20 protein-coding genes are annotated in these 24,903 nt (G+C 69.4%); 17 read left to right on the top strand and 3 right to left on the bottom strand.

Going from position 1 to position 24,903, the window contains the following annotated elements; all coding sequences use genetic code 11:
• Positions 1–205: 205 nt before the first annotated feature.
• From WC493_RS11435 to WC493_RS11360, 16 genes are all read left to right on the top strand, one after another.
• A complete protein-coding gene (locus WC493_RS11435) occupies positions 206–1,930 on the top strand; it encodes an OFA family MFS transporter (RefSeq protein WP_373065637.1) in 1,725 nt (574 codons plus the stop codon).
• 95 nt (positions 1,931–2,025) lie between these two features.
• Entirely contained in the window at positions 2,026–2,526 is a 501-nt protein-coding gene (locus WC493_RS11430) for a cupin domain-containing protein (protein ID WP_373065636.1), read from the top strand.
• Complete coding sequence (locus tag WC493_RS11425) at positions 2,523–3,122, top strand: 2-hydroxychromene-2-carboxylate isomerase (protein WP_373065635.1); 600 nt, start codon at positions 2,523–2,525, stop codon at positions 3,120–3,122. The genes WC493_RS11430 and WC493_RS11425 overlap by 4 nt, the downstream gene beginning before the upstream one ends.
• 102 nt (positions 3,123–3,224) lie before the next feature.
• On the top strand, positions 3,225–4,478 hold the full coding sequence (locus WC493_RS11420; RefSeq protein ID WP_373065634.1) for a sarcosine oxidase subunit beta family protein: 1,254 nt from the start codon (positions 3,225–3,227) through the stop codon (positions 4,476–4,478).
• Between the two features lie 10 nt (positions 4,479–4,488).
• Positions 4,489–4,776, top strand: a complete 288-nt coding sequence (locus tag WC493_RS11415; protein ID WP_373065633.1) for a sarcosine oxidase subunit delta — start codon at positions 4,489–4,491, stop codon at positions 4,774–4,776.
• A 1-nt stretch (position 4,777) separates the two neighbouring features.
• The gene (locus tag WC493_RS11410; protein ID WP_373065632.1) at positions 4,778–7,762 is read left to right on the top strand and encodes a sarcosine oxidase subunit alpha family protein; all 2,985 of its coding nucleotides are present in this window, start codon (positions 4,778–4,780) and stop codon (positions 7,760–7,762) included.
• The gene (locus WC493_RS11405; RefSeq protein ID WP_373065631.1) at positions 7,755–8,318 is read left to right on the top strand and encodes a sarcosine oxidase subunit gamma; all 564 of its coding nucleotides are present in this window, start codon (positions 7,755–7,757) and stop codon (positions 8,316–8,318) included. Before WC493_RS11410 ends, WC493_RS11405 begins: the two co-directional genes overlap by 8 nt.
• A 17-nt stretch (positions 8,319–8,335) precedes the next feature.
• Positions 8,336–9,685, top strand: coding sequence for an L-serine ammonia-lyase (locus WC493_RS11400; protein ID WP_373065630.1), 1,350 nt, complete (start codon positions 8,336–8,338; stop codon positions 9,683–9,685).
• A 2-nt stretch (positions 9,686–9,687) separates the two neighbouring features.
• A complete protein-coding gene (locus WC493_RS11395; RefSeq protein ID WP_373065629.1) occupies positions 9,688–10,692 on the top strand; it encodes a GlxA family transcriptional regulator in 1,005 nt (334 codons plus the stop codon).
• Positions 10,693–10,784: 92 nt separating this feature from the next.
• A complete protein-coding gene (locus tag WC493_RS11390) occupies positions 10,785–12,044 on the top strand; it encodes an SRPBCC family protein (protein WP_373065628.1) in 1,260 nt (419 codons plus the stop codon).
• Position 12,045: 1 nt separating this feature from the next.
• Positions 12,046–13,089, top strand: coding sequence for a 2Fe-2S iron-sulfur cluster-binding protein (locus tag WC493_RS11385; RefSeq protein ID WP_373065627.1), 1,044 nt, complete (start codon positions 12,046–12,048; stop codon positions 13,087–13,089).
• Between the two features lie 8 nt (positions 13,090–13,097).
• Positions 13,098–14,069, top strand: coding sequence for a GlxA family transcriptional regulator (locus WC493_RS11380; protein WP_373065626.1), 972 nt, complete (start codon positions 13,098–13,100; stop codon positions 14,067–14,069).
• A gap of 10 nt (positions 14,070–14,079) precedes the next feature.
• On the top strand, positions 14,080–16,107 hold the full coding sequence (locus tag WC493_RS11375; RefSeq protein ID WP_373065625.1) for an NAD(P)-binding protein: 2,028 nt from the start codon (positions 14,080–14,082) through the stop codon (positions 16,105–16,107).
• A complete protein-coding gene (locus tag WC493_RS11370; protein ID WP_373065624.1) occupies positions 16,107–17,963 on the top strand; it encodes a DUF3483 domain-containing protein in 1,857 nt (618 codons plus the stop codon). Before WC493_RS11375 ends, WC493_RS11370 begins: the two co-directional genes overlap by 1 nt.
• Positions 17,960–19,114 (top strand): electron transfer flavoprotein subunit alpha/FixB family protein, encoded by a 1,155-nt coding sequence (locus WC493_RS11365; RefSeq protein ID WP_373065623.1) that lies wholly within the window; start codon positions 17,960–17,962, stop codon positions 19,112–19,114. The genes WC493_RS11370 and WC493_RS11365 overlap by 4 nt, the downstream gene beginning before the upstream one ends.
• Entirely contained in the window at positions 19,111–19,806 is a 696-nt protein-coding gene (locus WC493_RS11360) for an electron transfer flavoprotein subunit beta (RefSeq protein WP_373065622.1), read from the top strand. Before WC493_RS11365 ends, WC493_RS11360 begins: the two co-directional genes overlap by 4 nt.
• Here the strand turns inward: WC493_RS11360 and choV are convergent.
• From choV to WC493_RS11345, 3 genes are read right to left on the bottom strand one after another with little or no spacing between them, the layout of a single operon-like run.
• Entirely contained in the window at positions 19,796–21,001 is a 1,206-nt protein-coding gene (gene choV / locus WC493_RS11355; protein ID WP_373065621.1) for a choline ABC transporter ATP-binding protein, read from the bottom strand. The two genes, WC493_RS11360 and choV, sit on opposite strands and share 11 nt — an antisense overlap.
• 1 nt (position 21,002) lies before the next feature.
• Positions 21,003–21,860: a choline ABC transporter permease subunit gene (gene choW / locus WC493_RS11350; RefSeq protein ID WP_373065620.1), complete on the bottom strand. Its 858-nt coding sequence runs from the start codon at positions 21,858–21,860 to the stop codon at positions 21,003–21,005.
• A gap of 18 nt (positions 21,861–21,878) precedes the next feature.
• Complete coding sequence (locus tag WC493_RS11345; RefSeq protein ID WP_373065619.1) at positions 21,879–22,826, bottom strand: choline ABC transporter substrate-binding protein; 948 nt, start codon at positions 22,824–22,826, stop codon at positions 21,879–21,881.
• 236 nt (positions 22,827–23,062) lie between these two features.
• On the opposite strand from WC493_RS11345, the gene betI reads away from it, so the two are divergent.
• On the top strand, positions 23,063–24,901 hold the full coding sequence (betI, locus tag WC493_RS11340) for a transcriptional regulator BetI (protein WP_373065618.1): 1,839 nt from the start codon (positions 23,063–23,065) through the stop codon (positions 24,899–24,901).
• Positions 24,902–24,903 lie beyond the last annotated feature (2 nt).

Here is a 24,903-nt window from a genome sequence, read left to right as displayed (position 1 = left end):
AGGGCGGCGCCGGGCTCGATCCCCTGGCCCGTGAAGCCGTGGAGTTGCTGCCGCGTAACAAGAGCTGACCCACCCCACAAGCGATCTCACCGCGCCGCCAAGGGCAGAACACGGCGGCCACGGTAGAGCCATGCCCGGTGACGGAAAACCCGCGCCGGGCGATCCCGAGAACCGACGAAAACAGGGCAGGGAGGAAACAATGGGCATGTTGGCTTCGCTTCGTAAGGAGCACATCGTCGCGGGTGACGAGTTCAACCGGTGGAAAGTGCCGCCGGCGTCGATCGCCATCCATCTGTGCATCGGCTCGGTCTATGCCTGGAGCATCTTCAACCCACCGCTCACCCGCTCGCTCGGCGTGGTCGCCGGCGCGCCGGAGGACTGGTCGCTCGGCTCGGTCGTGTGGATCTTCTCGGTCGCCATCGTCTTCCTCGGCCTTTCGGCCGCCTTCGCCGGCAAATGGCTGGAGGAAGTGGGCCCCCGCATGGTCGGCGTGGTCGCCGCCTTCTGCTGGGGCGGCGGCTTTCTCATCTCGGCCGTGGGCATTTCCACCCACCAATTGTGGCTGATCTACCTCGGCTACGGCGTGATCGGCGGCTGCGGCCTCGGCCTCGGCTATGTCTCGCCGGTCTCGACCCTGATCCGCTGGTTCCCGGACCGGCGCGGCATGGCGACCGGCATGGCCATCATGGGCTTCGGCGGCGGCGCCATGATTGGCGCGCCCCTGAAGGAATATCTGCTGAAGCTGTTCAGCGTGGCGCCGGATTACCTCGGCAAGGTCGATGCCGTGCATCTGATCACCGAAGGCGGCCGCCGGCTGGCGGAAGTCGGCGGTGCCATGAAGGAAGTCGTCGTCATCGGTGCGGCCGAGGCAGCCAAGCTGGCGCTGCCGGGGCAGGAGGGCGTCTATGTCGTCGGCACCGGCTCGACCGGGGCGGTGCAGACCTTCCTGGTGCTCGGCGTCGGTTACTTCGTCGTCATGATGATCGCCGCCTTCTCCTACCGGGTGCCGCGCGACGGCTGGCTGCCCCGCGGCTGGACCCCGCCGGCCGAGGACGCGGCGAGCCGGCGCATGATCTCGAGGAAGCATGTCCACATCGACCAGGCGCTGAAGACGCCGCAGTTCTACCTGATGTGGCTCGTGCTCTGCACCAATGTGACCGCCGGCATCGGCGTGCTGGGCGTCGCCAAGACCATGATGTCGGAGATTTTCGGCACCACCCTGCCCGGCATCGTCGATGGCGCCTTCGCCGCCACCTATGTCCTGATGATCAGCGTCTTCAACATGACCGGGCGCTTCATCTGGGCCAGCCTGTCGGACTATATCGGGCGGAAGAACACCTATTACTGTTTCTTCGTGCTCGGGATCGCGCTCTATCTCTCGATCCCCTATTCGGCCCAGGCGGTGAGCGTCACCCCGGCGGTCACCTGGCTGGTGCTCTTCTATGCCGCCTCGATGATCATCTTCACCATGTATGGCGGGGGGTTCTCGACCATTCCGGCCTATCTGGCCGATGTCTTCGGGACCAAATATGTGGGCGGCATCCACGGCCGCCTGCTGACGGCCTGGAGCACGGCGGGCGTGCTCGGTCCGCTCGCCATCACCAGCTTGCGCGAGAGTACGCTGGCGGGCGCCCTGAAGGACCTCGCCGCCAAGGTCGATGCCGCCAAATTCCAGGCTACCTTCGGTGCCGGGCTCGACAAGCTGGACGAACTGGTGGCAGCCAAGACGGTGACGGTCGCCAAGCTGATGGCGATCGCGCCCGCCGGCACGGTCGACCCGACCCCCAGCCTCTACAACTCGACCATGTACACCATGGCCGGCGTGCTGGTGGTCGGCCTCGTCTGCAACGCCCTGATCCGGCCGGTCGCCGCCCGCCACCACATGGCGGAAGACCTGCCGGCACGGCCCGCCCGCCACGCGGCAGAATAGCACGGCGGGCGGCGGGCCACACCCGCCGCCCGTTTTCCGGTTGCCGGCCGGCAGCGGCCATATTTCGATAGCTTCCCTGACCTGGAGGAAGCGCCATGACCCCGAAGCCGGTCGTCACCCTGTCCAGCCTGCTGCCGGAACCGCTGCACCGCGGGAAGCTGTTCGAGGCCTATGCCGCCCCGATCGCGGCCCCGCGCGGCGCCACCAAGCTGGGCGGCCGCCTGGTCGAAGTGCCGCCGGGCAAGCGGAGCTGGCCCCTGCACAACCACCACGCCAACGACGAGATTTTCGTCATCGTCTCGGGCAGCGGCAAATTGCGTTACGGCAGCGAGACCTGGCCGGTGGCCGCGGGCGACGTCGCGGTCTGCCCGGCCGGCGGGCGCGACACCGCGCATCAATTGATCAACGACGGCAAGGTGCCGCTCCGCTATCTCGCCATTTCCTCGATGCATGAGCCGGAAGTGACCGAATATCCGGACTCCGGCAAATTCGCCGTGGTCGCCGGCACCGCCCCCGGCGGCGAGAAATCGGCCCGCCGCTTCCACCACATCGGCCGCGTCGCCGATAGCGCCGACTATTGGGAGGGCGAGGAGTGACGCCGATCGAATTCTGGTTCGACTTTTCCTCCGCCTATGCCTTTTTCGCGGCGCAGGAGATCGAGGCGCTGGGCGCCCGGGTCGGCCGCGTCATCCTGTGGCGGCCCTTCATGCTGGGCACCGCCTTCAAGCTGACCGGCGCCCGCGGCCTGTCCTCGACACCCTTGAAGAGCGATTATGCCGCCCATGATTGGGACCGCTTGGCCCGGTTGAAGTCCCATCGCTTCGCCCGCCCGGAAGGGCACCCGAAGATCGCCCTGCCGGCGACCAGGGCCTTCTACTGGATCGAGGGCCAGGCGTCGGTGCTGGCGCCCCGTTTCGCCAAGGCGGTGTTCGACGCCTATTACGACTGCCGGCTCGACACGTCGGATGAAGCGGCGGTGGCCGAATTCGCCGCCGGCTTCGGCTTCTCGCCCGAAGCGGCGCTGGAGGGAATGCGCGCGCCTGCGATCAAGGAACGGGCCAAGGATCTGAGCGAACAGGCGGTCGGCCGCGGCGTCTTCGGCTCGCCCTGGTTCTTCGTCGACGGCGAGCCTTTCTGGGGCCACGACCGCATGGCGATGATGGAAGACTGGATTGCCTGCGGCGGGTGGTGAGCATGTCGGATTCGTACAAAGGCCCCGGCGCTTGTATGCTCGCGACATAGCGGCGCCGGGCGGAGACTGATCCTGCCGCGCCGCGCGGCAGCAGGCAGGACCATGCAGAAATTCTCCGCCCTCTCCCTCGTCCGCCGGGCCTTCGGCGGGCATACGGGCTGGCAGCCGCAGTGGCGCCAGCCCGAGCCGAAGAAATCCTATGACGTCGTCATCGTCGGGGCCGGCGGCCATGGGCTCTCCACCGCCTATTACCTGGCGGCGGAACATGGTGTCCGCAATGTCGCGGTGATCGACAAGGGCTGGCTGGGCGGCGGCAATACCGGGCGGAATACGACGATCATCCGCTCGAACTACCTGTTCGACGAGAGCATGGCGATCTTCGACCATGCGGTGAAACTGTGGGAAGGCCTGTCCCAGGCCTTGAACTACAACGTCATGTATTCCCCGCGCGGGGTCCTGATGCTGGCCCACAATGTCCACGACGTTCAATCCTTCAAGCGCCACCTGCATGCCAACCGCCTGAAGGGCATCGACGCCGAATGGCTGAGCCCGGAACAGACCAAGGAATTCTGCCCGCCGCTGAACATTTCGCCCGACATCCGCTATCCGGTGCTGGGCGCCACCTTGCAGCGCCGGGGCGGCACCGCCCGCCACGATGCGGTCGCCTGGGGTTTCGCGCGGGCGGCCGATGCCCTCGGCGTCGACATCATCCAGAATTGCGCGGTGACCGGCATCCGCCGCGGACCAGACGGCGCGGTCATCGGGGTCGAGACCGAGAAGGGTTACATCGGCGCCAGGAAGATCGGCGTGGTCGCGGCCGGCAATACGTCGGTCGTCATGGCCATGGCGGGGGTGCGCATGCCGCTCGAAAGCTATCCCCTTCAGGCCCTGGTGTCGGAGCCGGTCAAGGCGGATTTTCCCTGCGTCGTCATGTCGAACACGATCCACGCCTATATCTCGCAGTCCGACAAGGGCGAGATGGTGATCGGTGCCGGCACCGACGCCTATACGTCCTACAGCCAGACCGGCGGCCTCCATATCGCCACCCATACGCTGGATGCGATCTGCGAGCTGGTGCCGATGTACCGGCGCCTGCGCATGCTGCGGAACTGGGGCGGTATCGTCGACGTGACGCCCGACCGCTCGCCCATCATCGGCACGACGCCGGTGCCCGGCCTCTTCGTCAATTGCGGCTGGGGTACCGGCGGTTTCAAGGCCACCCCCGGCTCCGGCAATGTCTTCGCCCATACGATCGCGACCGGCGCGCCCCATGCGATCAACGCCGGCTTCACCCTGAACCGCTTCCGCGACGGACTGCTGATCGACGAGGCCGCCGCCGCGGCCGTCGCCCATTGAGGTGCGTGACATGCTGCTGATCCGTTGCCCCTATTGCGGCGAACGCCCCGAAGTCGAATTCCGCCACGGCGGCGAAGCCCATATCGCCCGGCCCGCCGATCCCGCCACCCTGACCGACGAGGAATGGGCCGATTTCCTCTATATGCGGAGCAATCCGCGCGGGCTCCACGCCGAACGCTGGCGCCATGTCCATGGCTGTGGGCGCTTCTTCAACGCCGTCCGCCACACCGTGACCGACAAGTTCCTGGCCACCTACAAGGTGGGCGAGCCGAGGCCGGCGCCCGAAGGGGAGTTGTGACATGAGCAATCCCTTCCGCCTGGCCCTCGGCGGCCGCATCGACCGCAAGAGGCCGCTGTCTTTCAGCTTCGACGGCAAGAGCTTCCAGGGCTATGCCGGCGATACGCTGGCTTCCGCCCTGATCGCCAACGGCGTCCACCTGGTCGGCCGTTCGTTCAAATACCACCGCCCGCGCGGCTTCCTGGCCGCCGGCTCGGACGAGCCCAATGCCATGGTCGCGGTCAAGCGCGACACCGCCCGTGTCACGCCCAACACGCGGGCGACCGGGGTCGAGCTCTACGACGGCCTGACGGCGGAGAGCCAGAACCGCTGGCCCTCCCTCGCCTTCGATGCCGGCGCCGTGAACGACCTGCTGTCGCCCTTCTTCCCGGCCGGCTTCTACTACAAGACCTTCATGTGGCCGGCGGGCGCCTGGAAGCGTTTCTACGAACCGAAGATCCGCGCCATGGCCGGCCTCGGCGTGGCGCCGAAGGAGGCGGACCCCGACCGCTACCTGCAACGTCACGCCCATTGCGACGTCCTCGTCGTCGGCGCCGGGCCGGCCGGCCTCGCCGCGGCCCTGGCGGCGAGCGATACGGGCGCCCGCGTCATCCTCGCGGACGAACAGTCGGAAATGGGCGGCAGCCTGCTGGCGGACGATCAGGGCACCATCGACGGCAAGCCGGCCGGCGCCTGGATCGCCGAGGCCCTGGCCCTGCTCGGCCAGCGCGACAATGTCACCCTGCTCGCCCGCACCACCGCCTTCGGCTTCTATGGCCACAATCACCTGGGCCTGTGCGAACGGGTGACCGATCATTTGGCGGCACCGGATCCGAAGCTGCCGCGCGAGCGGCTGTGGCAGGTGCGGGCGAAACAGGTGGTCGCCGCCGCCGGTGCCATCGAGCGCCCGTTGGTGTTCCCGGACAACGACCGCCCGGGCATCATGCTGGCCGATGCCGCCCACTGTTTCGTGACCCGTTACGGCGCCAAGCCGGGCAGCCGCGCCCTGATCGCCACCGCGGGCGACGATGCCTATCGCGCCGCCCTGGCGCTTCATGCCGCGGGCGTCGAGATCGCGGCGATCGCCGACCTGCGCGAGACGGTAACCGGCCCCCTGCCCGAGGCGGCCCGCGCCCTCGGCCTGAAGATCCTGACCGGCAGCGTGGTCACCGGCACCAGGGGCCGGCTCCGCGTATCCGGTGCTACGGTGGCGCCGGCCAAAGGCGGGGCGGGCAGCGACATCGCCTGCGACCTGATCGCCATGTCCGGCGGCTTCACGCCCTCGCTGCACCTCCATTCGCAGGCCCGCGGCAAGCTCGTCTTCGATGCTGCCAGCGGCAATTACCTGCCGGGCGAGAGCCTCTATGCCCTTCGTTCCGCCGGTGCCTGCAAGGGCGTGACGGCGCTGGCCGACGTGCTGGCCGATGGTTTCGTGGCTGGCACGGCCGCGGCGGAGGCGGCCGGTTTCGCCGCCGGCAGCCCGCGCAGCCTCGCCGTCTCGGCGCTCGACGCACGCCCCGGCGGTTTCGCCGGTGCCCTGCCCCACGGCCGCGATCCCAACAAGGTGAAGGCTTTCGTCGATTTCCAGAACGATGCCTGCGCCAAGGATATCGTGCTGGCGACCCGCGAGGGCTTCCGCTCGATCGAGCATGTGAAGCGCTACACCACCACGGGCATGGCGACCGACCAGGGCAAGACCTCGAACATCAATGCCCTGAACATCGTCTCGGCCGCGCTGGAAAGGCCGGTGCCGGAGGTCGGCCTCACCACCTTCCGCCCGCCCTATACGCCGACCACCTTCGGCATTTTCGCCGGCACCGCCCGGGGCGATCTGTTCGAGCCGGTGCGGCGGACGCCGATCGACCCCTGGGCGGCCGGGCAGGGCGCCGTCTTCGAAGATGTCGGCCAGTGGAAACGGGCGCGTTACTTCCCCGTCGGGAGCGAAGACATGGAAGCCGCCGTCGCCCGTGAATGCCGGGCAGTGCGCAGCGCCGCCGGCATTTTCGATGCCACCACCCTCGGCAAGATCGAGGTGGTGGGGCCGGATGCCGCGGAATTCCTGAACCGGATCTATACCAACGCCTGGACCAAGCTCGAAGTCGGGCGCTGCCGCTACGGCGTCATGCTGCGGGAAGACGGTTTCCTGCTCGACGACGGCGTGGTCGGCCGGATCGCGGCCGACCGCTTCCACGTCACCACGACGACCGGCGGCGCCGCCGCCGTGCTGCACCGGATGGAGGATTATCTCCAGACCGAATGGCCGGATCTCGATTGCTGGCTGACCTCGCAGACCGAGGAATGGGCGGTGATCGCCGTCCAAGGCCCGAAGGCGCGCGCCGTGATCGAACCCCTGGTCGAGGATATCGACCTCGACCCCGAGGCCATGCCGCATATGTCGGTCCGCCTGGGCAAGATCTTGGGCGTCCCCATGCGCCTGTTCCGCGTCTCCTTCACCGGCGAACTCGGCTTCGAGATCAATGTCCCGTCCAGTTATGGACGGAAGGTCTGGGAAGCGGTTTTCGCCGCCGGCCAGGCGCATGGCATCACGCCCTATGGCACCGAGGCGATGCATGTACTGCGCGCCGAAAAAGGTTACATCATCGTCGGTCAGGAGACCGACGGCACGGTGGCGCCGGACGACCTCGGCCTCGGCTGGGCGATCGCCAAGGCGAAGAAGGATTTCGTCGGCAAGCGCTCCCTGGCCCGGGCCGAGATGCGCAATCCGACGCGGAAACAGATGGTCGGGCTGGAGAGCGCCGTCCTGCTCGAGGAAGGTGCCCAGATCGTCGCCGATCCGACAGCACCGTTGCCCCTGACCGCGCTCGGCCATGTCACCTCGTCCTATCACAGTGCCGTGCTGGGCAAGCCGATCGCCCTCGCCCTCGTTTCCGGCGGGCGGGCGCGGCTGGGCGAGACCCTGCATGTACCGATGCCGGGCGGCGCTATCGCGGTCAAACTGGTATCGCCCGTGTTCTATGATCCGGAAGGAGTGCGTCTCGATGCTTGACGGACGGACCAGTCCCTTCGACCGCGTGGCCCTGGACGAAGTGCCCATCGCCGCCGCCGCCCTGCGCCCGAGACCGCCGGCCGCGGCCTATATCTTCCGCGGGCGGGCGCCGGCCCAGGTGGCCGCCGCCACCGCCTTCGGCCTGCCCCTGCCGCAGGAAGCCTGCACCTCGGCCGAGATCGGCGCCCGCGCCGTGCTCTGGCTCGGGCCGGACGAATGGCAGTTGCTGGCGCCCGAAGCCGAGGCCGAAGCGATCCAGGCCGCTTTCGCCGAGCATCTGGCGGGGACGCCCCATTCCCTGGTCCCGGTCGGCGAACGGAATGTCGCCTTCGAGATCGAGGGACCGGAGGCGGAGGCGGTGCTGAACGCCCATTGCCCGCTCGACCTGCATATCACCTGCTTTGCCATCGGCATGTGTACGCGGACGCTCTACGGCAAGGCGGAAATCCTGTTGTGGCGCCTCGGGGCGCAGCGTTTCTATGTCGGCTGCTGGCGCTCGTTCCTGCCCTATGTCTGGGGCCTGACGCGCGAAGCCCGGCTCGAATACGAAACCTGACAGGGGCGGGAGGGGACATGATCAGCGTCTTCGAGCTGTTCAAGATCGGTATCGGGCCGTCCTCCTCCCACACCGTCGGGCCGATGAAGGCCGCACGGGAATTCGCCCTGGCGCTCGACCGGCGCCGGGTCCGCCGGGTCGAGGTCGCGCTGCTCGGCTCGCTGGCCTGGACCGGGCACGGCCATGGCACCGACCGCGCCGTCATCCTCGGCCTCGCCGGGGAAGAGCCCGAGACGGTGGAAGCGACCAGGGCCGACGCCATCGTCGCCCGCGCCGCCCATGACGGCCGCCTGATGCTGGCCTGCGGGGCGGAGATCGACTTCGTACCGGCCGACATCCATTTCGACGGCGTATCGGAAGCCCCGCGGCATCCCAATACGCTCCGCTTCACTGCCCGCGACGCCGCGAGCGCCGCGATCGCCACGGGCGCCTGGTGTTCCATCGGCGGCGGCTTCATCGTGCCCGAGGCGGCGGTGGGCGCCCCGCCGGCGGAGTCAGCCGCCGTGCCCCACCCCTATCGCCACGCCCGCGAATTGCTGGACCGCGCCGCCGTCGCCGGCCTCTCGATCGCCGAACTGACCCTGGCCAACGAAGCGGCATTGCGCGATCCGGCCGAAGTGAAGCACCACCTCGCCCGCGTTACCGCGACCATGATGGACTGTATCGACCGCGGCCTTTCCGCCCGGGGCGAATTGCCGGGCGGGCTTCGCGTGCGCCGCCGCGCCGCCGACCTCGCCGCCCGGCTGGCGGCCGAGAGCAACCATCCCCTGCCCCATGCGCCGATGGATCATGTCGGCCTCTATGCCATCGCCGTGAACGAAGAGAATGCCGCCGGCGGCCGGGTGGTCACCGCGCCCACCAATGGCGCGGCCGGCGTGCTGCCCGCGGTGCTGCGCTATTACCGCGACCATTGCCCGGGGGCCACGCCGGCCGGGATCGAGCGTTTCCTGCTCACGGCGACGGCGGTGGGCGGGCTCTTCAAGATGAATGCCTCGATCTCCGGTGCCGAAGTGGGCTGCCAGGGCGAGGTCGGCGTCGCCTGTTCGATGGCGGCGGCGGGCCTCGCCGCGGCGCTCGGCGGCAGCAATGCCCAGGTCGAGAATGCGGCCGAGATCGGCATGGAGCACCATCTGGGCCTGACCTGCGATCCCGTCGCCGGCCTGGTGCAGATTCCCTGTATCGAGCGGAACGCCTTCGGTGCCGTCACCGCGATCACTGCCGCCTCCCTGGCGCTGCACGGCGACGGCACCCACCGCATCTCGCTCGACCAGGTGATCGCGACCATGCGCCAGACCGGGGCCGACATGCAGTCGAAATACAAGGAAACCTCGCAAGGCGGCCTGGCCGTCAACTTCACCGCCTGCTGACCATGACCGAAACGAACCGCCCGCCCCTTTCCGTCGGCTTCGTGCTGGCCGACAATTTCACCCTCTCCGCCTTCTCGCTCTTCGTCGACCATCTGCGGCTGGCGGCGGACGAGGGCGATCTGTCCCGTCCCATCCGCTGCCGCTGGTCGATCATGGCGAGCCGGGCGGAGCCGGTCAGGGCAAGCTGCGGCGTCGCGGTGACGCGGACCGCCCCGCTGACCGATCCCCGCCGGTTCGATTATATCGTCGTGGTGGGCGGCATCTTGCACGCGGGGCCTCAGGTCGACGGCGAGACCGTCGCCTATCTGCGCCAGGCGGCGGATGCCGGTGTCACGCTGGTCGGCGTCTGCACCGGCTCCTTCGTGCTGGCCCGGGCAGGGCTGATGACCGGGCGGCGCTGCTGCGTTTCCTGGTACCACTGCCAGGATTTCCTGGCCGAATTCCCCCACCACCACCCGATCGCCGACCGCCTCTATGTCGTCGACGGCGACCGCATCACCTGTTCGGGCGGCAGCGGCGTCGCCGACCTGGCGAGCTTCCTGATCGAGCGCCACATCGGCCGCGCCGTCGCCCAGAAGGCGCGGCTGATCATGCTGACCGACAAGGTGCGCGCCGGCAGCGACGCCCAGCCCCATCCCGCGATCGGCGAAACCCCGGTGGACGACCGGGTGCGCCGCGCGCTTCTGCTGATGGAGCAGAATCTGGCCGATCCGCTGCCGATCGGCGAGATCGCGGAACGCCTGAAACTGTCGTCCCGCCAGTTCGAGCGGCTCTTCCTCGCCGCCCTCGGCCAGCGGCCGGCCGCCTATTACCGCGGCATCCGGCTGCGCTACGCCCGCTTCCTGCTCGACACCACGAGCCGGTCGGTGACCGATATCGCGCTCGAAGCCGGCTTTTCGGATTGCGCCCATTTCTCGCGCCAGTTCAAGGCCGAAATGGGCTTCACGCCGACCGATGCCCGCCAGGCTTTCCGCAGTGCGGCCGGTGTCGGCGCCGAAGTGGCGTGATGTCGCAATTCTGAAAATATGTGTCGGTGTTGATAATATGAAGCGTTCCAGAAAGGCCGAGAATTCCGATCACTGAAATCGCGAGGTCCGCCATGCCGAGCCCGAAGCCGATCGCCCTCGATGCCCTGATCGCCCGCCGCCGGCCCGGCTACAGCCTGGAGGCGCCGTTCTACAGCTCGCCCGAGGTTTTCGCGGCCGACATGGAGCTGATCTTCGGCCGCCATTGGATCTTCGTCGGCGTCGAGCCCGACGTGCCGGAACCGGGCGACTGCTACACGGTCGAGATCGGCACCAGCCCGGTGCTGATCCTGCGCGACGACGACATGCAGATCCGCGCCTTCCACAATGTCTGCCGCCACCGCGGCGCCAAGCTGGTCGACCGGGAGAAGGCGACGGTCGGCAACCTGGTCTGCCGCTATCACCAATGGACCTATGGGCTCGACGGCAAGCTCCTCTTCGCCGAGCATATGGGGCAGGGCTTCGACCGCTCCTGCCACGGCCTGAAGCCGGTCCATCTGCGCTCCCTCGCCGGGCTCCTCTTCGTCTGCCTGGCCGACGATCCGCCGGACGATTTCGATGCCGTCGCCAAGGTGATGACGCCCTATCTGGCGCCCCACGACCTGCCCAATTGCAGGGTCGCCTTCCAGTCCGACCTGATCGAAAAGGGCAATTGGAAGATCACCATGGAAAACAACCGCGAGTGTTACCACTGCGCGGGCAATCATCCCGAACTGACCATCCCCCTCTTCGCCTATGGCTTCGGCTTCGCGCCGGAAGAGGCGGACGAGACCGAGCTGGTGCAGGCGGCCCGCTACGAGCAGATGGTCTGCGACCTCGGCCGCGAATGGGAGGCGGGCGGCCTACCCTCCGGCGTGGTCGAACATCTGGACGACATGGTGACCGGCTTCCGCACCCAGCGCCTGCCGATCGACGGTTCCGGCCAGTCCCAGACCATGGATACCAAGGTGGCCTGCCGCCGCCTGCTCGGCCAATTCACCGACGCAAGGCTGGGCGGCCTGTCCTTCTGGACCCAGCCCAATTCCTGGCACCATTTCATGTCGGACCACATCGTGACCTTCTCGGTGATCCCGCTCGATGCCGACAATACGCTGCTGCGCACCAAATGGCTGGTGCATAAGGATGCGGTCGAAGGCGTCGACTACGACCTCGAGAAGCTGACCGAGGTCTGGGTCGCGACCAATGCCCAGGACGGCGACCTGGTCGCCCTCGCCCATGCCGGGGCGAAGAGCCCGGCCTATGAGCCCGGCCCCTATTCGCCTCATACCGAGGGATTGGTCGACCAGTTCTGCAACTGGTACCTCAGCCGTCTCGCCGCCGGGCTCGGCCGCTGACATGGCGGGGACCTGGAACGCCGAGGACGACGAGATCCTGGTCTGCCGCCAGGTCCGGCGCGAAACGGCGGACGTGAAGAGTTTCATCCTGGGCGCCCGCCGCCCGGCCCGTTTCGACTACCGCCCCGGCCAGTTCCTGACCTTCGAGGTCGAAGTGGACGGCCAGGTGCTGAACCGCTGCTATACGATCTCGTCGAGCCCGACGCGGCCGGATCTTCTCTCGATCACGGTGAAGCGCGTCCCCGGCGGCCCGGTCTCCAACTGGTTGCACGACCATCTGGTGCCGGGGATGGAGATCAAGGCGACCGGGCCGATGGGCGAGTTCTGCCATGTCCTGCACCCGGCGCCGAAATATCTCTTCCTTTCGGCCGGCAGCGGCGTGACGCCCCTGATGTCCATGGCGCGCCAGATCCACGACCTGGCCGAGGCGACCGATGTCGTCTTCCTCCATGCCGCGCGCACGCCGGCCGACATCGTCTTCCGCGAAGAACAGGCGCTGATCGCGCGGAACCTGCCGCAGTTCAGGGTCGCCGCCATCTGCGAGGGCGATGCGCCGGACGAGCGCTGGGCCGGTATCCGCGGCCGCATCACGGCCGAAGCCCTGGCCGCCCTGGTGCCGGATTTCGGGACACGGGAGATTTTCACCTGCGGCCCCGCGCCCTTCATGGCCGCCGTGCGCGCCATCCTCGGGGCGGCGGGCTTCGACATGGCGCATTACCACGAGGAGAGTTTCGATTTCGGTGTGCAGGCCGAGCCCGCGGCGGAACAGCCGGCGGCCGGCCAGGTCTACCGCGTCGAATTCACCAAGAGCCGGCGCGCGATCGATTGCCCGGCCGGCATGAATGTGCTGGAAGCGGCCCGGCGGGCAGGGATGCGCCTGCCTTCCTCCTGCACCAAGGGCTTGTGCGGCACCTGCAAGAGCCGCATCGTTTCGGGCAAGGTCGACATGACTCACGCCGGCGGCATCCGCCAGCGCGAGATCGACCAGGGCTTGGCCCTGATCTGTTGCTCGAAGCCGCTGACCGATCTCGTGATCGAGCGCTAGGAGAAGACATGGCGCGCGCCACCCTCGACCTCGCCACAATGCGGCGCTTCGGTTTCCTGACCCTGCCGAATTATTCCCAGATCGCCACCGCCAATGCGATCGAAGCCTGCCGCATGGCCAATTACGTCACCGGCAATACCGCCTACGACTGGGCGGTGGTGACGCCGGACGGTACCCCCGTGGCCGCGAGCAACGGCTATTGCCTGACGCCGACGCTGCCGCTCGCCGAAGCCGGGCGGTTCGACTGCGTCTTCGTCTGCGGCGGGGTCGATGTCCGCCATGCCGTCGATCGCCGCATGGTCGATGCCCTGCGCCGGCTGGACCGCCAGGGGATCTCGCTCGGCTCGCTCTGCACCGGTACTTTCGCGCTCGCCGAGGCGGGCCTGCTGGACGATTACCGCTGCGCCATCCATTGGGAGAATTTGGCGGCGATCCGCGAGGAATTCCCGGAAGTGGCCTTCGTCGACGATCTCTTCGTGATCGATCGCGACCGCCTCACCTGCACCGGCGGCGTCGCGCCGCTCGACATGATGCTCGCCCTGATCCGCGCCCGCCTCGGCCGCGACGTGGCGAGCAAAGTCTCCGACCAGTTCATCGTGGAGCGCGTGCGCGGTGCCAGCGACCACCAGCATCGCCCCCGCCCGCTCGCCGGCCAGCGCGTCCTGAACCAGGCCGCCGCCCTGATGGCGGAGAATATCGAGACGCCGATGGCGATGCCCGAAGTGGCGGAAGCGCTCGGCATCTCGCGCCGCCAGTTGGAGCGCCTGTTCAAGCGCCACCTGGGCACCTCCCCCGCCGACTATTACCTGAACCTCCGCCTGACCAGGGCGCGCGAATTGCTCCGCCTCACCGCCATGGCGGTGACCGACATCGGCCTCGCCTGCGGCTTCCAGTCCTCGGCCCATTTCTCGACCGCCTACAAGAGCCAGTTCGGCCGCCCGCCGCGCACGGACCGCGCGGTGGCGGCCCGGCCGAGCTGAGGGGCCGGCCATGATCGCCCAGGCGCAAGCCCTGCTCCGCCCGCTCCAGATCAAAGGGCTGACCATCCGCAACCGGGTGATGAGCACCAGCCACGCCCCGGGTTACGGCTCGGACGGCAAGCCCAAGGAACGCTACCAGCTCTATCACGCGGAAAAGGCCAAGGGCGGCATCGGCCTCACCATGTTCGGCGGCTCCTCCTCGGTCTCGCTCGACAGCCCGGCGACGCCCTGGAACCAGATTTCGGTGGCCGACGATTCGATCGTGCCCTGGTTCCGCCAATTCGCCGACCGCGTGCACGAGCACGGCGCCAAGCTGATGATCCAGCTGACCCACATGGGAAGGCGGACGCGCTGGGACACGGACAATTGGTTCCCCACCGTTTCCGCCTCGCCCCGGCGCGAGCCGGCCAGCCGGACCATCCCCAAGGAGATCGAGGAAGAGGACATCGCCCGCATCATCGCCGATTACGCTGCGGCCGCCCGGCGGGCCCGGGACGGCGGCCTCGACGGCATCGAGCTTTCCGCCGCCCACGGCCATCTGGTCGACCAGTTCTGGAGCCCTTCCGTGAACCGGCGAGGCGATGCCTATGGTGGCAGCCTGGAGAACCGCATGCGCTTCGGCATCGAGGTGCTGGAAGCGATGCGGGCGGCGACGGGGGACGATTTCGTCATCGGCATGCGCATGTCGGGCGACGAACTCTATGCCGAAGGCCTGTCCCAGGCCGATTGCCTGGCGATCGCATCGGCCTATGCGTCGCGCGGCCTGGTTGATTTCCTGAATATCCTGGGCGGCCAGGCGCGCGATCACCTGTCGCACGCCGTGGTGCTGCCCAACATGTCCTTCCCGGTGGCGCCCTTCGCCTCGCTGGCCAGCGCGGTGAAGCGCGAGGTGGACGTGCCGGTGTTCCATGCCCAGCGCGTGACCGATCTCGCCAGCGCCGCCCGGCTGGTGCACGAAGGCCATGTCGACATGGTGGCGATGACCAGGGCCCATATCGCCGATCCCCATCTGGTCCGCAAGCTCTCCGAAGGGCGGGAGGACGACATCCGCCAATGTGTCGGCGCCGGTTACTGCATCGACCGCATCTATGTCGGCGGCGATGCCCTCTGCCTGCAGAATGCGGCGACCGGGCGGGAAGCGACCATGCCCCATGTCATCCCGCCGGCGGCGCGCAGGCTGAAGGCGGTGGTGGTGGGCGCCGGGCCGGCCGGGCTCGAAGCCGCCCGGGTGCTGGCCGAACGCGGCCATGACGTCGTGCTGTTCGAGAAGCAGGAGAGGGTCGGCGGCCAGATCAATATCGCCGCCCGGGCGACCTGGCGCGAGGCGCTGTCCGGCATTCCGCGCTGGCTGCACGGCCAGGTGGTCAAGAAGGGCGTCCAGCTTCGCCTGAACACCGAAGCCGACGCCGCCCTGGTGCTGGCGGAGGAACCGGAGGTGGTGATCATCGCGACCGGCGGCACCCCGGGCAACCTGTTCGATCACACGGTCTCGACCTGGGACGTGCTCACGGGCAAGGCGGCACCGGCCGGTTCCGTCCTGCTCTACGACGAGACCGGGCAGCACCAGGGCGCTTCCACCGCCGAAGTCCTGGCCAAATCCGGCTGCCTCGTCGAACTCGCCACCCAGGACCGCATGGCGGCGGAAGAAGTGGGCACCACCAACCAGCCGGTGCACCTCCGCGAGCTTTATCGCCTCGACGTCATCCTGAGCCCCAATCTGGAACTCCTCACGGTCTATCCCGAAGGCAACCGCAAGGTCGCCGTGCTGCGCAACACCATGACCGAACGGGAGGAGGAACGCCTGGTCGACACCGTGGTGGTCGAAGCCGGTACCTTGGCCGTCGATGCGCTCTACTTCGCCCTGAAGGCGCAGTCGGCGAACAAGGGGCAGACCGATCAGCACGCCATCGTCGCCGGCAGACCGCAGCCCTTCGCGGAGGCGCCGGGCCTGAAACTCTATCGGATCGGCGATGCCGTCGCGGGGCGCAACATCCATGCCGCTCTCTATGACGCGCTCCGTCTCTGCAAGGATATCTGATGATCGGCCTCGGCCTCGGCATTCTCGCCTTCCTGCTGGTGGCGGGGGTCGCGGCCGGGCGGCGGGCGATGCTGTGGCGGGCGGGACGGCCGGCGCCCTTGCCCTTGGCCGGGCTGCTCGCCCTGCCGCGGCGCTATCTGCGCGACGTCCACGCCGTGGTGGCGCGGCAGAAGGCGGCGGCGCAGATGCATGTGCTGGTCGCGGGCGGCACGCTGGCGGCCGCGGCACTCGCCCTGGGCGGGCTCGCCTTCGGCGCCCATCCCGCCTATGACGGGCTGACCGCGCTCGCCTTCGCCGTGCAATCGGCCGGCACGGTGGCGGTGGCCCGGCGGCGCATCCCCGTCCGGCCGCGCCAGCTCTCGCAAGGCGCCTTCCTTGGCCTGCCCCTGCTGCTCGGCGGCTTCGGCCTCGGCGGTTTCGTGGTCGCCGCCGATGCCGCGTTCGGGAGCTCCTGGCTCTTCTGGCCCGGGCTCGCGCTGTTCCTGTTCGGCGGCTTCGGCCTGGCGGCGCAGGTGATGCGGGGGCCGATGCGCCATGCCGTCGCCGGGGCCGTGCATCTGGCCGCCCATCCGCGGCCGGCGCGTTTCGCCGGGCGTTCCACCGCCCTCCTGCCCCTCGATCTCGAGGCGGAGACGCTCGGTGTCGAGACAGCCGCCGATTTCGCCTGGAACCGGCTGGCCGGTTTCGATGCCTGCATCCAATGCGGACGCTGCGAGCAGGCCTGCCCCGCCTTCGCCGCCGGCCAGCCGCTCAATCCGAAGCGGCTGATCCAGGATCTCGCCGCAGCGCTCGACCCGGCCGGCGAGCTCGCCGCCTATGCCGGCAGCCCCTATCCGAACGCACGGCCGGTCACCGGCGCTTGCGGGCCGGCGCAGCCGATCGTGGGCGCTGTGATCCATGCCGACACTTTGTGGTCCTGCACCACCTGCCGGGCCTGCGTCGACGCCTGCCCGATGATGATCGAGCATGTCGATGCCGTGATCGACCTCCGCCGTTTCCAGGTGCTGGAGGCTGGTGCACCGCCTCCTAAGGCGGCCCAGGCCCTGTCCGAGCTTCGTCTGGCCGACGATGCCGGCGCCCGCCCGCTCGCTGCGCGGGGGGATTTCGCCGCCGGCCTGGCCCTGCCTGTGCTGGCGCCGGGGGACGAGACCGAGGTGCTGCTCTGGCTCGGCGAGGGCGCCTTCGACCTACGCTATGGCCGGAGCCTGCGCGCCCTGCTGCGCCTCCTCCAGAAGGCCGGCGTCACCTATGGCGTGCTCGGCGCGGACGAGAAGGATTGCGGCGACCTGGCCCGGCGGCTCGGCGACGAGGCGACATTCCAGCGCCTGGCAGAGGCGAATATCGCCGCCCTGAAGGCCCGGCGCTTTTCCCGCATCGTCACCGCCGATCCCCATGCCCTGCAGGTGCTGCGGAACGAATATCCGGCCTTCGGCGGGACTTTCACGGTGCAGCATCACAGCGAGCAGCTGGCCGAACTCCTGGCTGCCGGGAAATTGGCGCCGCACCGCCTCGACACCCGCGTCACCTATCACGACCCCTGCTATCTTGGCCGTTACAACGGCATCACCGAGGCGCCACGCGACTTGCTCGGCCGGCTCGGCGTCGAACTGGTCGAGATGGAACGCCACGGGCTGCAATCCTTCTGCTGCGGCGGGGGCGGCGGCGCGGCACTGGCCGATATCGCGGGCGACAGCCGGATTCCCGACCTTCGCATGGCCGAGGCGCGGGCGACCGGAGCCGCCGTGCTGGCCGTTGCCTGCCCGGGCTGCACCGCCATGCTGGAAGGCGTGACCGGCGCCAATCCAGAAGTCCGCGACCTCGCCGAACTGCTGCTCGCCGCGGTGGAGGCGCCATGACGGGCAAGCGCCGCGATCCCCGCGCCGAACGCGACGCCCGCCGTGTTGCCGGCGGTGAGCGTCCGCGCTTCGCCCTGACACCCGCCGCGACCGGGCTCCGGCGCGACCCACGGGCGGAACGCGACCGCGTCACCGTGGCCGGTGAGCGGCGCCGACTGGTGCGCGACGGCGCGGGCGGCGCCGCGCCCGCCCCTGTGGCGGCACCAGTGGTCCGCGTGGTGGTGGAGGAGCCGGCCTTCCTGGTTCTCGCCGTGCCAGAAGCAGTGCGGGGCGCCCTTTCGGCCCATGACCGGCAATTGCTCGGCGCCGCCCGCCTGCTGGCCGAGGCCGGCGGCGCGGTCGCGGTTTTCGCCGGGGTCGACGGGCCGGCCGCGGGCGCCGCGGGGGCCGATCGTCTGATCGCCGACGACCTGACGGGTTACGACCCGGAAGCACGGGCGGCGCGCCTCGCCGCCCTGGCGGCGCAGCTCTCCCCCCGCCACATTCTGCTGCCCGAAACGGCGTCCGGCGGCGATCTCGCCCGCCGGCTGGCGGCCTTGACCGGCGAGACGCTGTTCGCCGGGGCGGAGCGGGTGACCGCGGATCTGGTGACCCGCCCCGCCCGCGCCCGCCGGGTCGAGCAGCGCTGCCGCCCGCCCCGCCTGATCACCCTGGCGGCCGACCGGGTGCCGGCTTACGGCGGCCCGCCGCGCGAGGCGCGGCCGCTCGCCGCGACCTTGCCGGCGGGTGGCACCGGCCGCTTCCTCTCGGTCGAGGAAATCGCCCCGGATCCCGCTGCCGTGCCCCTGGGCGAGGCCGGCTTCGTCGTCGCCGCCGGCAATGGTGTGCGCGATTTCGCCACCTTCCGGGCACTGGCTGCGGCGCTCGGGGCGACGCCGGGCGCGAGCCGTGCGGTCTGCGATGCCGGCGCCATGCCGCGCGCGGCCCAGGTCGGCGCCTCGGGCACGGTGCTGAGGGCCGACTGCTATTTGGCCTTCGGCATTTCGGGCGCGCCCCAGCATCTGGCCGGCATCGCCGCGACCGAGCAGGTGATCGCGGTCAACACCGACCTCCACGCCGCCATGATCGAGCGCGCCGGCCTCGCCATCGTCGCCGATGCGCAAGCGGTGATGCCGGCGCTGCTGGCCGCCCTGAAGCGGGAGAAACCATGAAGATCACGGTGCTGCTCTCCCGCGGGATCCATCCGGTCTCGGGCCGGGCCTGCCCCGCGACGCTCGACGCCCAGGCGATCAGCCTCGCCCTCGGTCTCGGCGTGGTCGAGGGACTGCATGCGGGCGCGGCAGAGGCGGCGATCGCCGATTATCTGGGCCACGGCCTGCCGGCGCTGACCCATCTGGTCCTGCCGGAGACGGCCGATCCGCTGCCCGCCCTGACCGGCCATCTGCGAGCAGCGCGGCAGGACCTGATCCTGGCCGGCCGGCAGTCGCAGGGCGGAGAGGAAACCGGATTGCTGCCCTATCGCCTGGCGCAGGCGCTGGACCTGCCGATGGTCGCCGATGCCGTCGGTCTGGCGATCGAGGGCGATGTCCTCACCGTCGACCAAGCCTTGCCGCGCGGCGCCCGGCGCCGGCTTCGGCTGAAACTGCCCTGCCTGGTCACCGTGCATCCGGCAGCGCCACCGCCGCTGCCCTTCGCCCTCGGCCAGCGGCGGCGCGGACGGCTCGCCCGGCTCGAAGCCGAGGGGATGCCGGTGGTTCCGCTCGAAGAAGTGCCCTATCGGCCCCGCCCGAAACTCATGGTGGCGGCGCAGGCGGCGGAGCGGCGCCTGATGCTGCACCCGAGCCCGGCGGAAGCGGCCACCGCGATCCTGGACCACCTGCGGGGCTTGGGCCTCAGGCGCTGAGCGCGCTTCGCCAGTTTTCCGAGGCGAGGGCGCGGAAAATATCGTCCTCGCGGCAGAGGCCGCGGAGGGTGCCGCCCTCGGTCAGCAGTACGGGCAAGCCGCTGGCCTGGCGAAGCTCGATCAGGCGGCGGAGCGGCAATTCGATCGGGGCCGCGATCAGCGCACCCGCGGCGGGCGGCGCGGCCAGGGCGCCGGCATAGGCCTCGATCGGACAGGGCGCGCCGTTCAGCGTCGCAACGGGCTTCGGCCCCGGGGTCAGGTGCAGGCGCCGCGCCCCGTCCAGCACGTAGGCGTCACCGGCGCGGGAGAGCGCGTCGAGCGGCGTCATCGCCGCATCGCCCTTCAGGATATTCAGCGGGTTCATGTGCTGCACGAATTCCCGCACGTAATCGGTGGCGGGGCGAAGCACGATATCTTCCGGCGTGCCGGCCTGGATGATGCGCCCGCCTTCCATGATGGCGATGCGGTTGCCGAGCTTCAGCGCCTCGTCGAGATCGTGGCTGACGAAGACGATCGTCTTCTTGAGGTTACGTTGCAGGTCCAGGAGTTCGTCCTGCAGCTTGTTGCGGATCAGTGGATCGAGCGCCGAAAAGGGCTCGTCCATCAGCAAGATGTCGGGATCGGTGGCGAAGGCCCGCGCCAGGCCGACCCGCTGCTGCATGCCGCCCGAAAGCTCGGATGCATATTTCTCGGCCCATTTGTCGAGATGCACGAGCGCCAGTTTCTCGTCGACCACGCGGCGCCGCTCGACCGGCGAGACGCCGCGGAGTTCGAGGCCGAAGCCGACGTTTTCCCGCACCGTCCGCCAGGGCAGCAGGGCGAACTGCTGGAACACCATGGCGATCCGCTCCATCCGCATGCGGCGGAGCACTGTGGGCGCGCAAGACGCGATGTCCACGACTTCCGCCCCGTGGCGGACCAGGACCTTGCCGCGCGTCACCTTGTTCAAGCCGTTGACGGCGCGCAGCAGGGTGGACTTGCCGGAACCGGAGAGACCCATGAGGACACAGATCTCGCCCGGCTCCACGGCGAGATCGGCCTGGCCGACGCCGACCACGACGCCGGTCTCGGCCAGGATCTCTTCCCGCGTGCGGCCGGCGTCGAAGAGCTTCAGCGCGCGGTCGACGAAACCGCCCGGCTTGCCGTGATCCGGCCCGAAGAGAATGTCGACGCCCCGGAACTCGACCGCCGCCATCTCAATGGCCCTTCTTGCGGTCCGGCTGGCGGCAGACCCGGTCCAGGATCACGGCGAGCACCACGATGACCAGGCCCGCCTCGAAGCCCATGGCGACCCGGACCGAATTGAGCGCGCGCACCACCGGCACGCCGAGCCCGCCGGCCCCCACCAGGGCGGCGATCACCACCATGGAAAGGCTCAACATGATGCATTGGGTGAGGCCGGCCATGATGGTGGGCAGGGCGTAGGGCAGTTCGATCTTGAACAGCAATTGCCGGCGCGAGGCACCGAAGGCTTCGCCCGCCTCGATCAGCGCCTGGGGCACCGAGGAGACGCCGAGATGGGTGAGGCGGATCGGCGCCGGCAGGGCGAAGACGATGGTGGAGATCAGCCCCGGCACGGCGCCCAGGCCGAAGAGCACCAGGGTCGGGATCAGATAGACGAAGGTGGGCAGGGTCTGCATCAGGTCGAGCACCGGACGCAGCGCCTGATGGAACCAGGGGCGATGCGCCGTGGCGATGCCGAGCGGCACGCCGATCGCCATCGAGATCAGGGTCGAGAAGAGCACGAGGGAGAGGGTCTCCAGCGTCTCCTTCCAATAGCCCTGATTGAGGATGAAGAGCAGGGCCAAAGCGACGAAGAGCGCCAGCTTCCACGACCGGCGCAGGGCGAAGGCGAGGCCGGCGAAAATCAGGATCAGCAGGAGCGGCGGCACGAAGGTGAGCGCCGCGGTGAAACCGTCCACCACGGCGCGCACATTGTCCGAGAACCAGTCGAAGAAATCGAGGCTGTTGTCCTTCACCCAGTCGACGACCCCCTCGATCCACTTGCCGAGGGGGATCTTGTTGTCGACCAGGAAGCCCTGGATCTCGTCCATCGCTCCGGACCCCCGGTGTTACAGCCCGAGCGACTTCTTGACCGCGGGCAGGCCGGGCTGGCCGTCGAGCGTGGTGACGCCCGCGAGCCAGGTGTCGAGCACGTCCGGATGGGCCTTCAGCCAGGCAGCCGCCGCCTTGTCCGGATCCTGGCTGTCGAACAGGATGGCGCCCATGATCTCGTTTTCGAGCGTCAGGGTGAACTTGAGGTTGCCCAGCAGCTTGCCGACGTTCGGGCAGTCGGTCGCGTAGGCGGCGCGGGTATTGGTGTAGACAGTGGCGCCGCCGTAGTTCGGTCCGAAGACGTCATCGCCGCCTTCGAGATATTTCAGGGCGAATTTGGTGTTCATGGGATGGGGTTCCCAGCCCAGGAAAACGATGCCCTTCTTCTTGCGCACCGCCTTTTCGACCTCGGACAACATGCCCTGCTCGCTGGATTCGACCAGGGAGAAGCCCTTCAGGCCGAATTTGTCGCCGTCGATCATGCCGAGGATCAGGCGGTTGCCGTCGTTGCCGGGCTCGATCCCATAGATCTTGCCGTCGAGCTGGTCCTTGAACTTGGCAATGTCGGCGAAGGATTTCAGGCCGGCGGCATAGAGATAATCGGGCACCGCCAGGGTGTATTTGGCGCCTTCCAGGTTGACGCCGACGACGTCCACCGACTTGGCGTCGACATAGGGGCGGAGGTCGGCCTCCATCGTCGGCATCCAATTGCCCAGGAAGACGTCGATGTCCTTGCCCTTCATCGAGGCATAGGTGACCGGGACCGAGAGCACCTGGGAGGACGGGGCATAGCCGAGGCCCTTCAGCACGGCGCTGGTCGCCGCCGTGGTGGCGGTGATGTCGGTCCAGCCGACGTCGGCGAAGCGCACCGCCTTGCAGGAGGCCGGATCGGCCGCCTGGGCGAGCCCCGCCCCGAGGGCGACCAGGCCGGCGGCGGCCAGGGCGAGAATGCTACCGTAACGCATCTTTCGATCTCCGCTCGCTGCTGGGCCGGGGCCCGTTGAACGGATATTCAACGCCCATCATTTTCCCTTGTCATCAGGTTTTTTGCTGGAATTATTCCATGTCAGCACCCAATTCCTGGGTATTTTCGCATTTCCGACACCATCGGTCGTAGGCTGTGAACGATGGCGCCATGGCACCTATTGAACAGCCATTCAATCGGTGGAATGCTGGGACCTGTCGCCGGCTGGAGGGATGGATGTCGCGCATCGAGCTCGAAGACACGCGCCGCCGGCAGCTGATCGAGACGACGATCGAAACCATGGCGGACGTCGGCTTCGTGGGCACCACGCTCGGCCAGATCGCGGGCCGGGCCGGGGTCTCGCCCGGGCTGGTCGCGCATTATTTCGGCGACAAGGACGGGCTCCTCGAAGCGACGCTGCGCCACCTGGCGCGTCGCGTCACGGCGGCGACGCGTGCCTGCCTGGCCAAGGCACGGAGCCCGCGCGAACGGGTGCAGGCGGTGATCGATGCCAATCTGGCGCCCGAGGAATTCGACCGCCAGACCTGCACCGTCTGGCTCGCCTTCTGGGGCCAGGTGATCCATTCCCGGCGCCTGAAGCGGATCCAGACCGTCTATCAGCAGCGCATGCTGTCCAATCTGCGCCATCCCCTGAAGGAACTCCTGCCATCTCAACAGGCGGAACGCCTGGCGATCGCCATCGCGGCGGTGATCGACGGCCTGTGGCTGCGCGCCACCCTCTCGGAATCGGGGGAGGCCGACAGCGCCACGGCACGCCAGATCGCCGGCGCCTTCGTCGATGCCGAATTGGCGCGGGCCGCGGCGGAGCGGGTGCCGGTGTTCGGCCATGTCATCGCCGGGCGGCTGCGTCCCGCCTCGCCCCGCGGCACGGCGGTGACGGAGCCGGCGACCGGCCGCCTGCTGGCCCGGCTGGACGCCGCCGGCAAGCCCGAGATCGCGGAAGCCCTGGCGGCGGCCCGGGCGGCACAGGCCGAATGGGCTGCCGCCGGGCCGGGCCGGGCCCCCGCCCTGCGCAAGGCCGCCGCCGGCCTCCGCGCGGAAGCGGAGGCGATGGCCGCCCTGCTGGCGGGGGAGAGCGGCTTGCCGCTGCGCTTCGCCCGGGCCGAGGTGGAGGCGGCGGCGGCGGCACTCGACCAGGCGGCCTGTCTCGCGGCCCGGCCGGCGCCGCCACTGGGCGGGCGGCGGTCCCTGGCGCGCGGCATCGTCCTGCTGGAACCGGCCGGGCCGCGGCCCTTCGCCGTCTTCGCCCGCCTGGCGGCGGCGGCGCTGGCGGGCGGCAATGGCGTGATCGCCGTGCCGCAGAGTGCCCGTCTGGCGATCACCAGTTTCGCCGCCCGCCTGTCGGACGCCGGATTGCCCGGCGGGACGATCGCTGTGCTGCACGGAGGCGAGCGCCTGGCGCGCAGCCTGGCGCGCCACGAGGCGGTCGCCCCGGCCCTGCCGGCCGCGGCCGGTACCACCGGCATCCTGCTGACCGCGGAAGGCGACGTCGCGGCGGCGACGCTGGCTACCGCCCACCTGCTGGGCAGCGGCAATGGCGTGACGCTTGTGGTCGCGGCCCGAGCGGCGGCCGAGTTGCGGCGCCGGCTGACGGACGCCCTGGCCGGGCTTGCCTGCGGCGACCCGCGCGAAGCACGGACGGAGATCGGCACCCTGCCGGACGAGGCAGCGGCGGCAGCGGCGGCGGCGGCGGTCGTCGCGGCCCGGGAGGCGGGCGCCGAACTCGTGGCCGGCAGCGGCGTCCCCCTCGGTTGTCGCCTGTCGCCCTGCCTGTTGTGGGGCGGGGCCGCGGAAGCGGCGTCGGCAGGGCCGGTGGCCCGCGTTCACGTCTTCACCGACGATGCCGGGCGGCGGGCCTTGCTGGCCGGCATCGCCCTCGACGACCTCGGCGTTTTCGCCGCCGATCCCTTGCAGGGCGCGGCGCTGGCCGCCGCTTCCGGTGCCGCCTCCGTGTGGTTCGAGGCACCGGCAGCGGCGCCCGCCCTGGAAGCCGAAGACCTGCTTCCCTTCACGCGGCGCCAGGCGATCGCCTGCCCGCGCCCGATCGAGGCCTGAGA

The organism is Zavarzinia sp. (genome assembly GCF_041650655.1).
GTDB lineage: Bacteria > Pseudomonadota > Alphaproteobacteria > Zavarziniales > Zavarziniaceae > Zavarzinia.
Note: the sequence above shows the minus strand (reverse complement) of the source record. Positions and strands in the feature narration are given on the sequence as shown.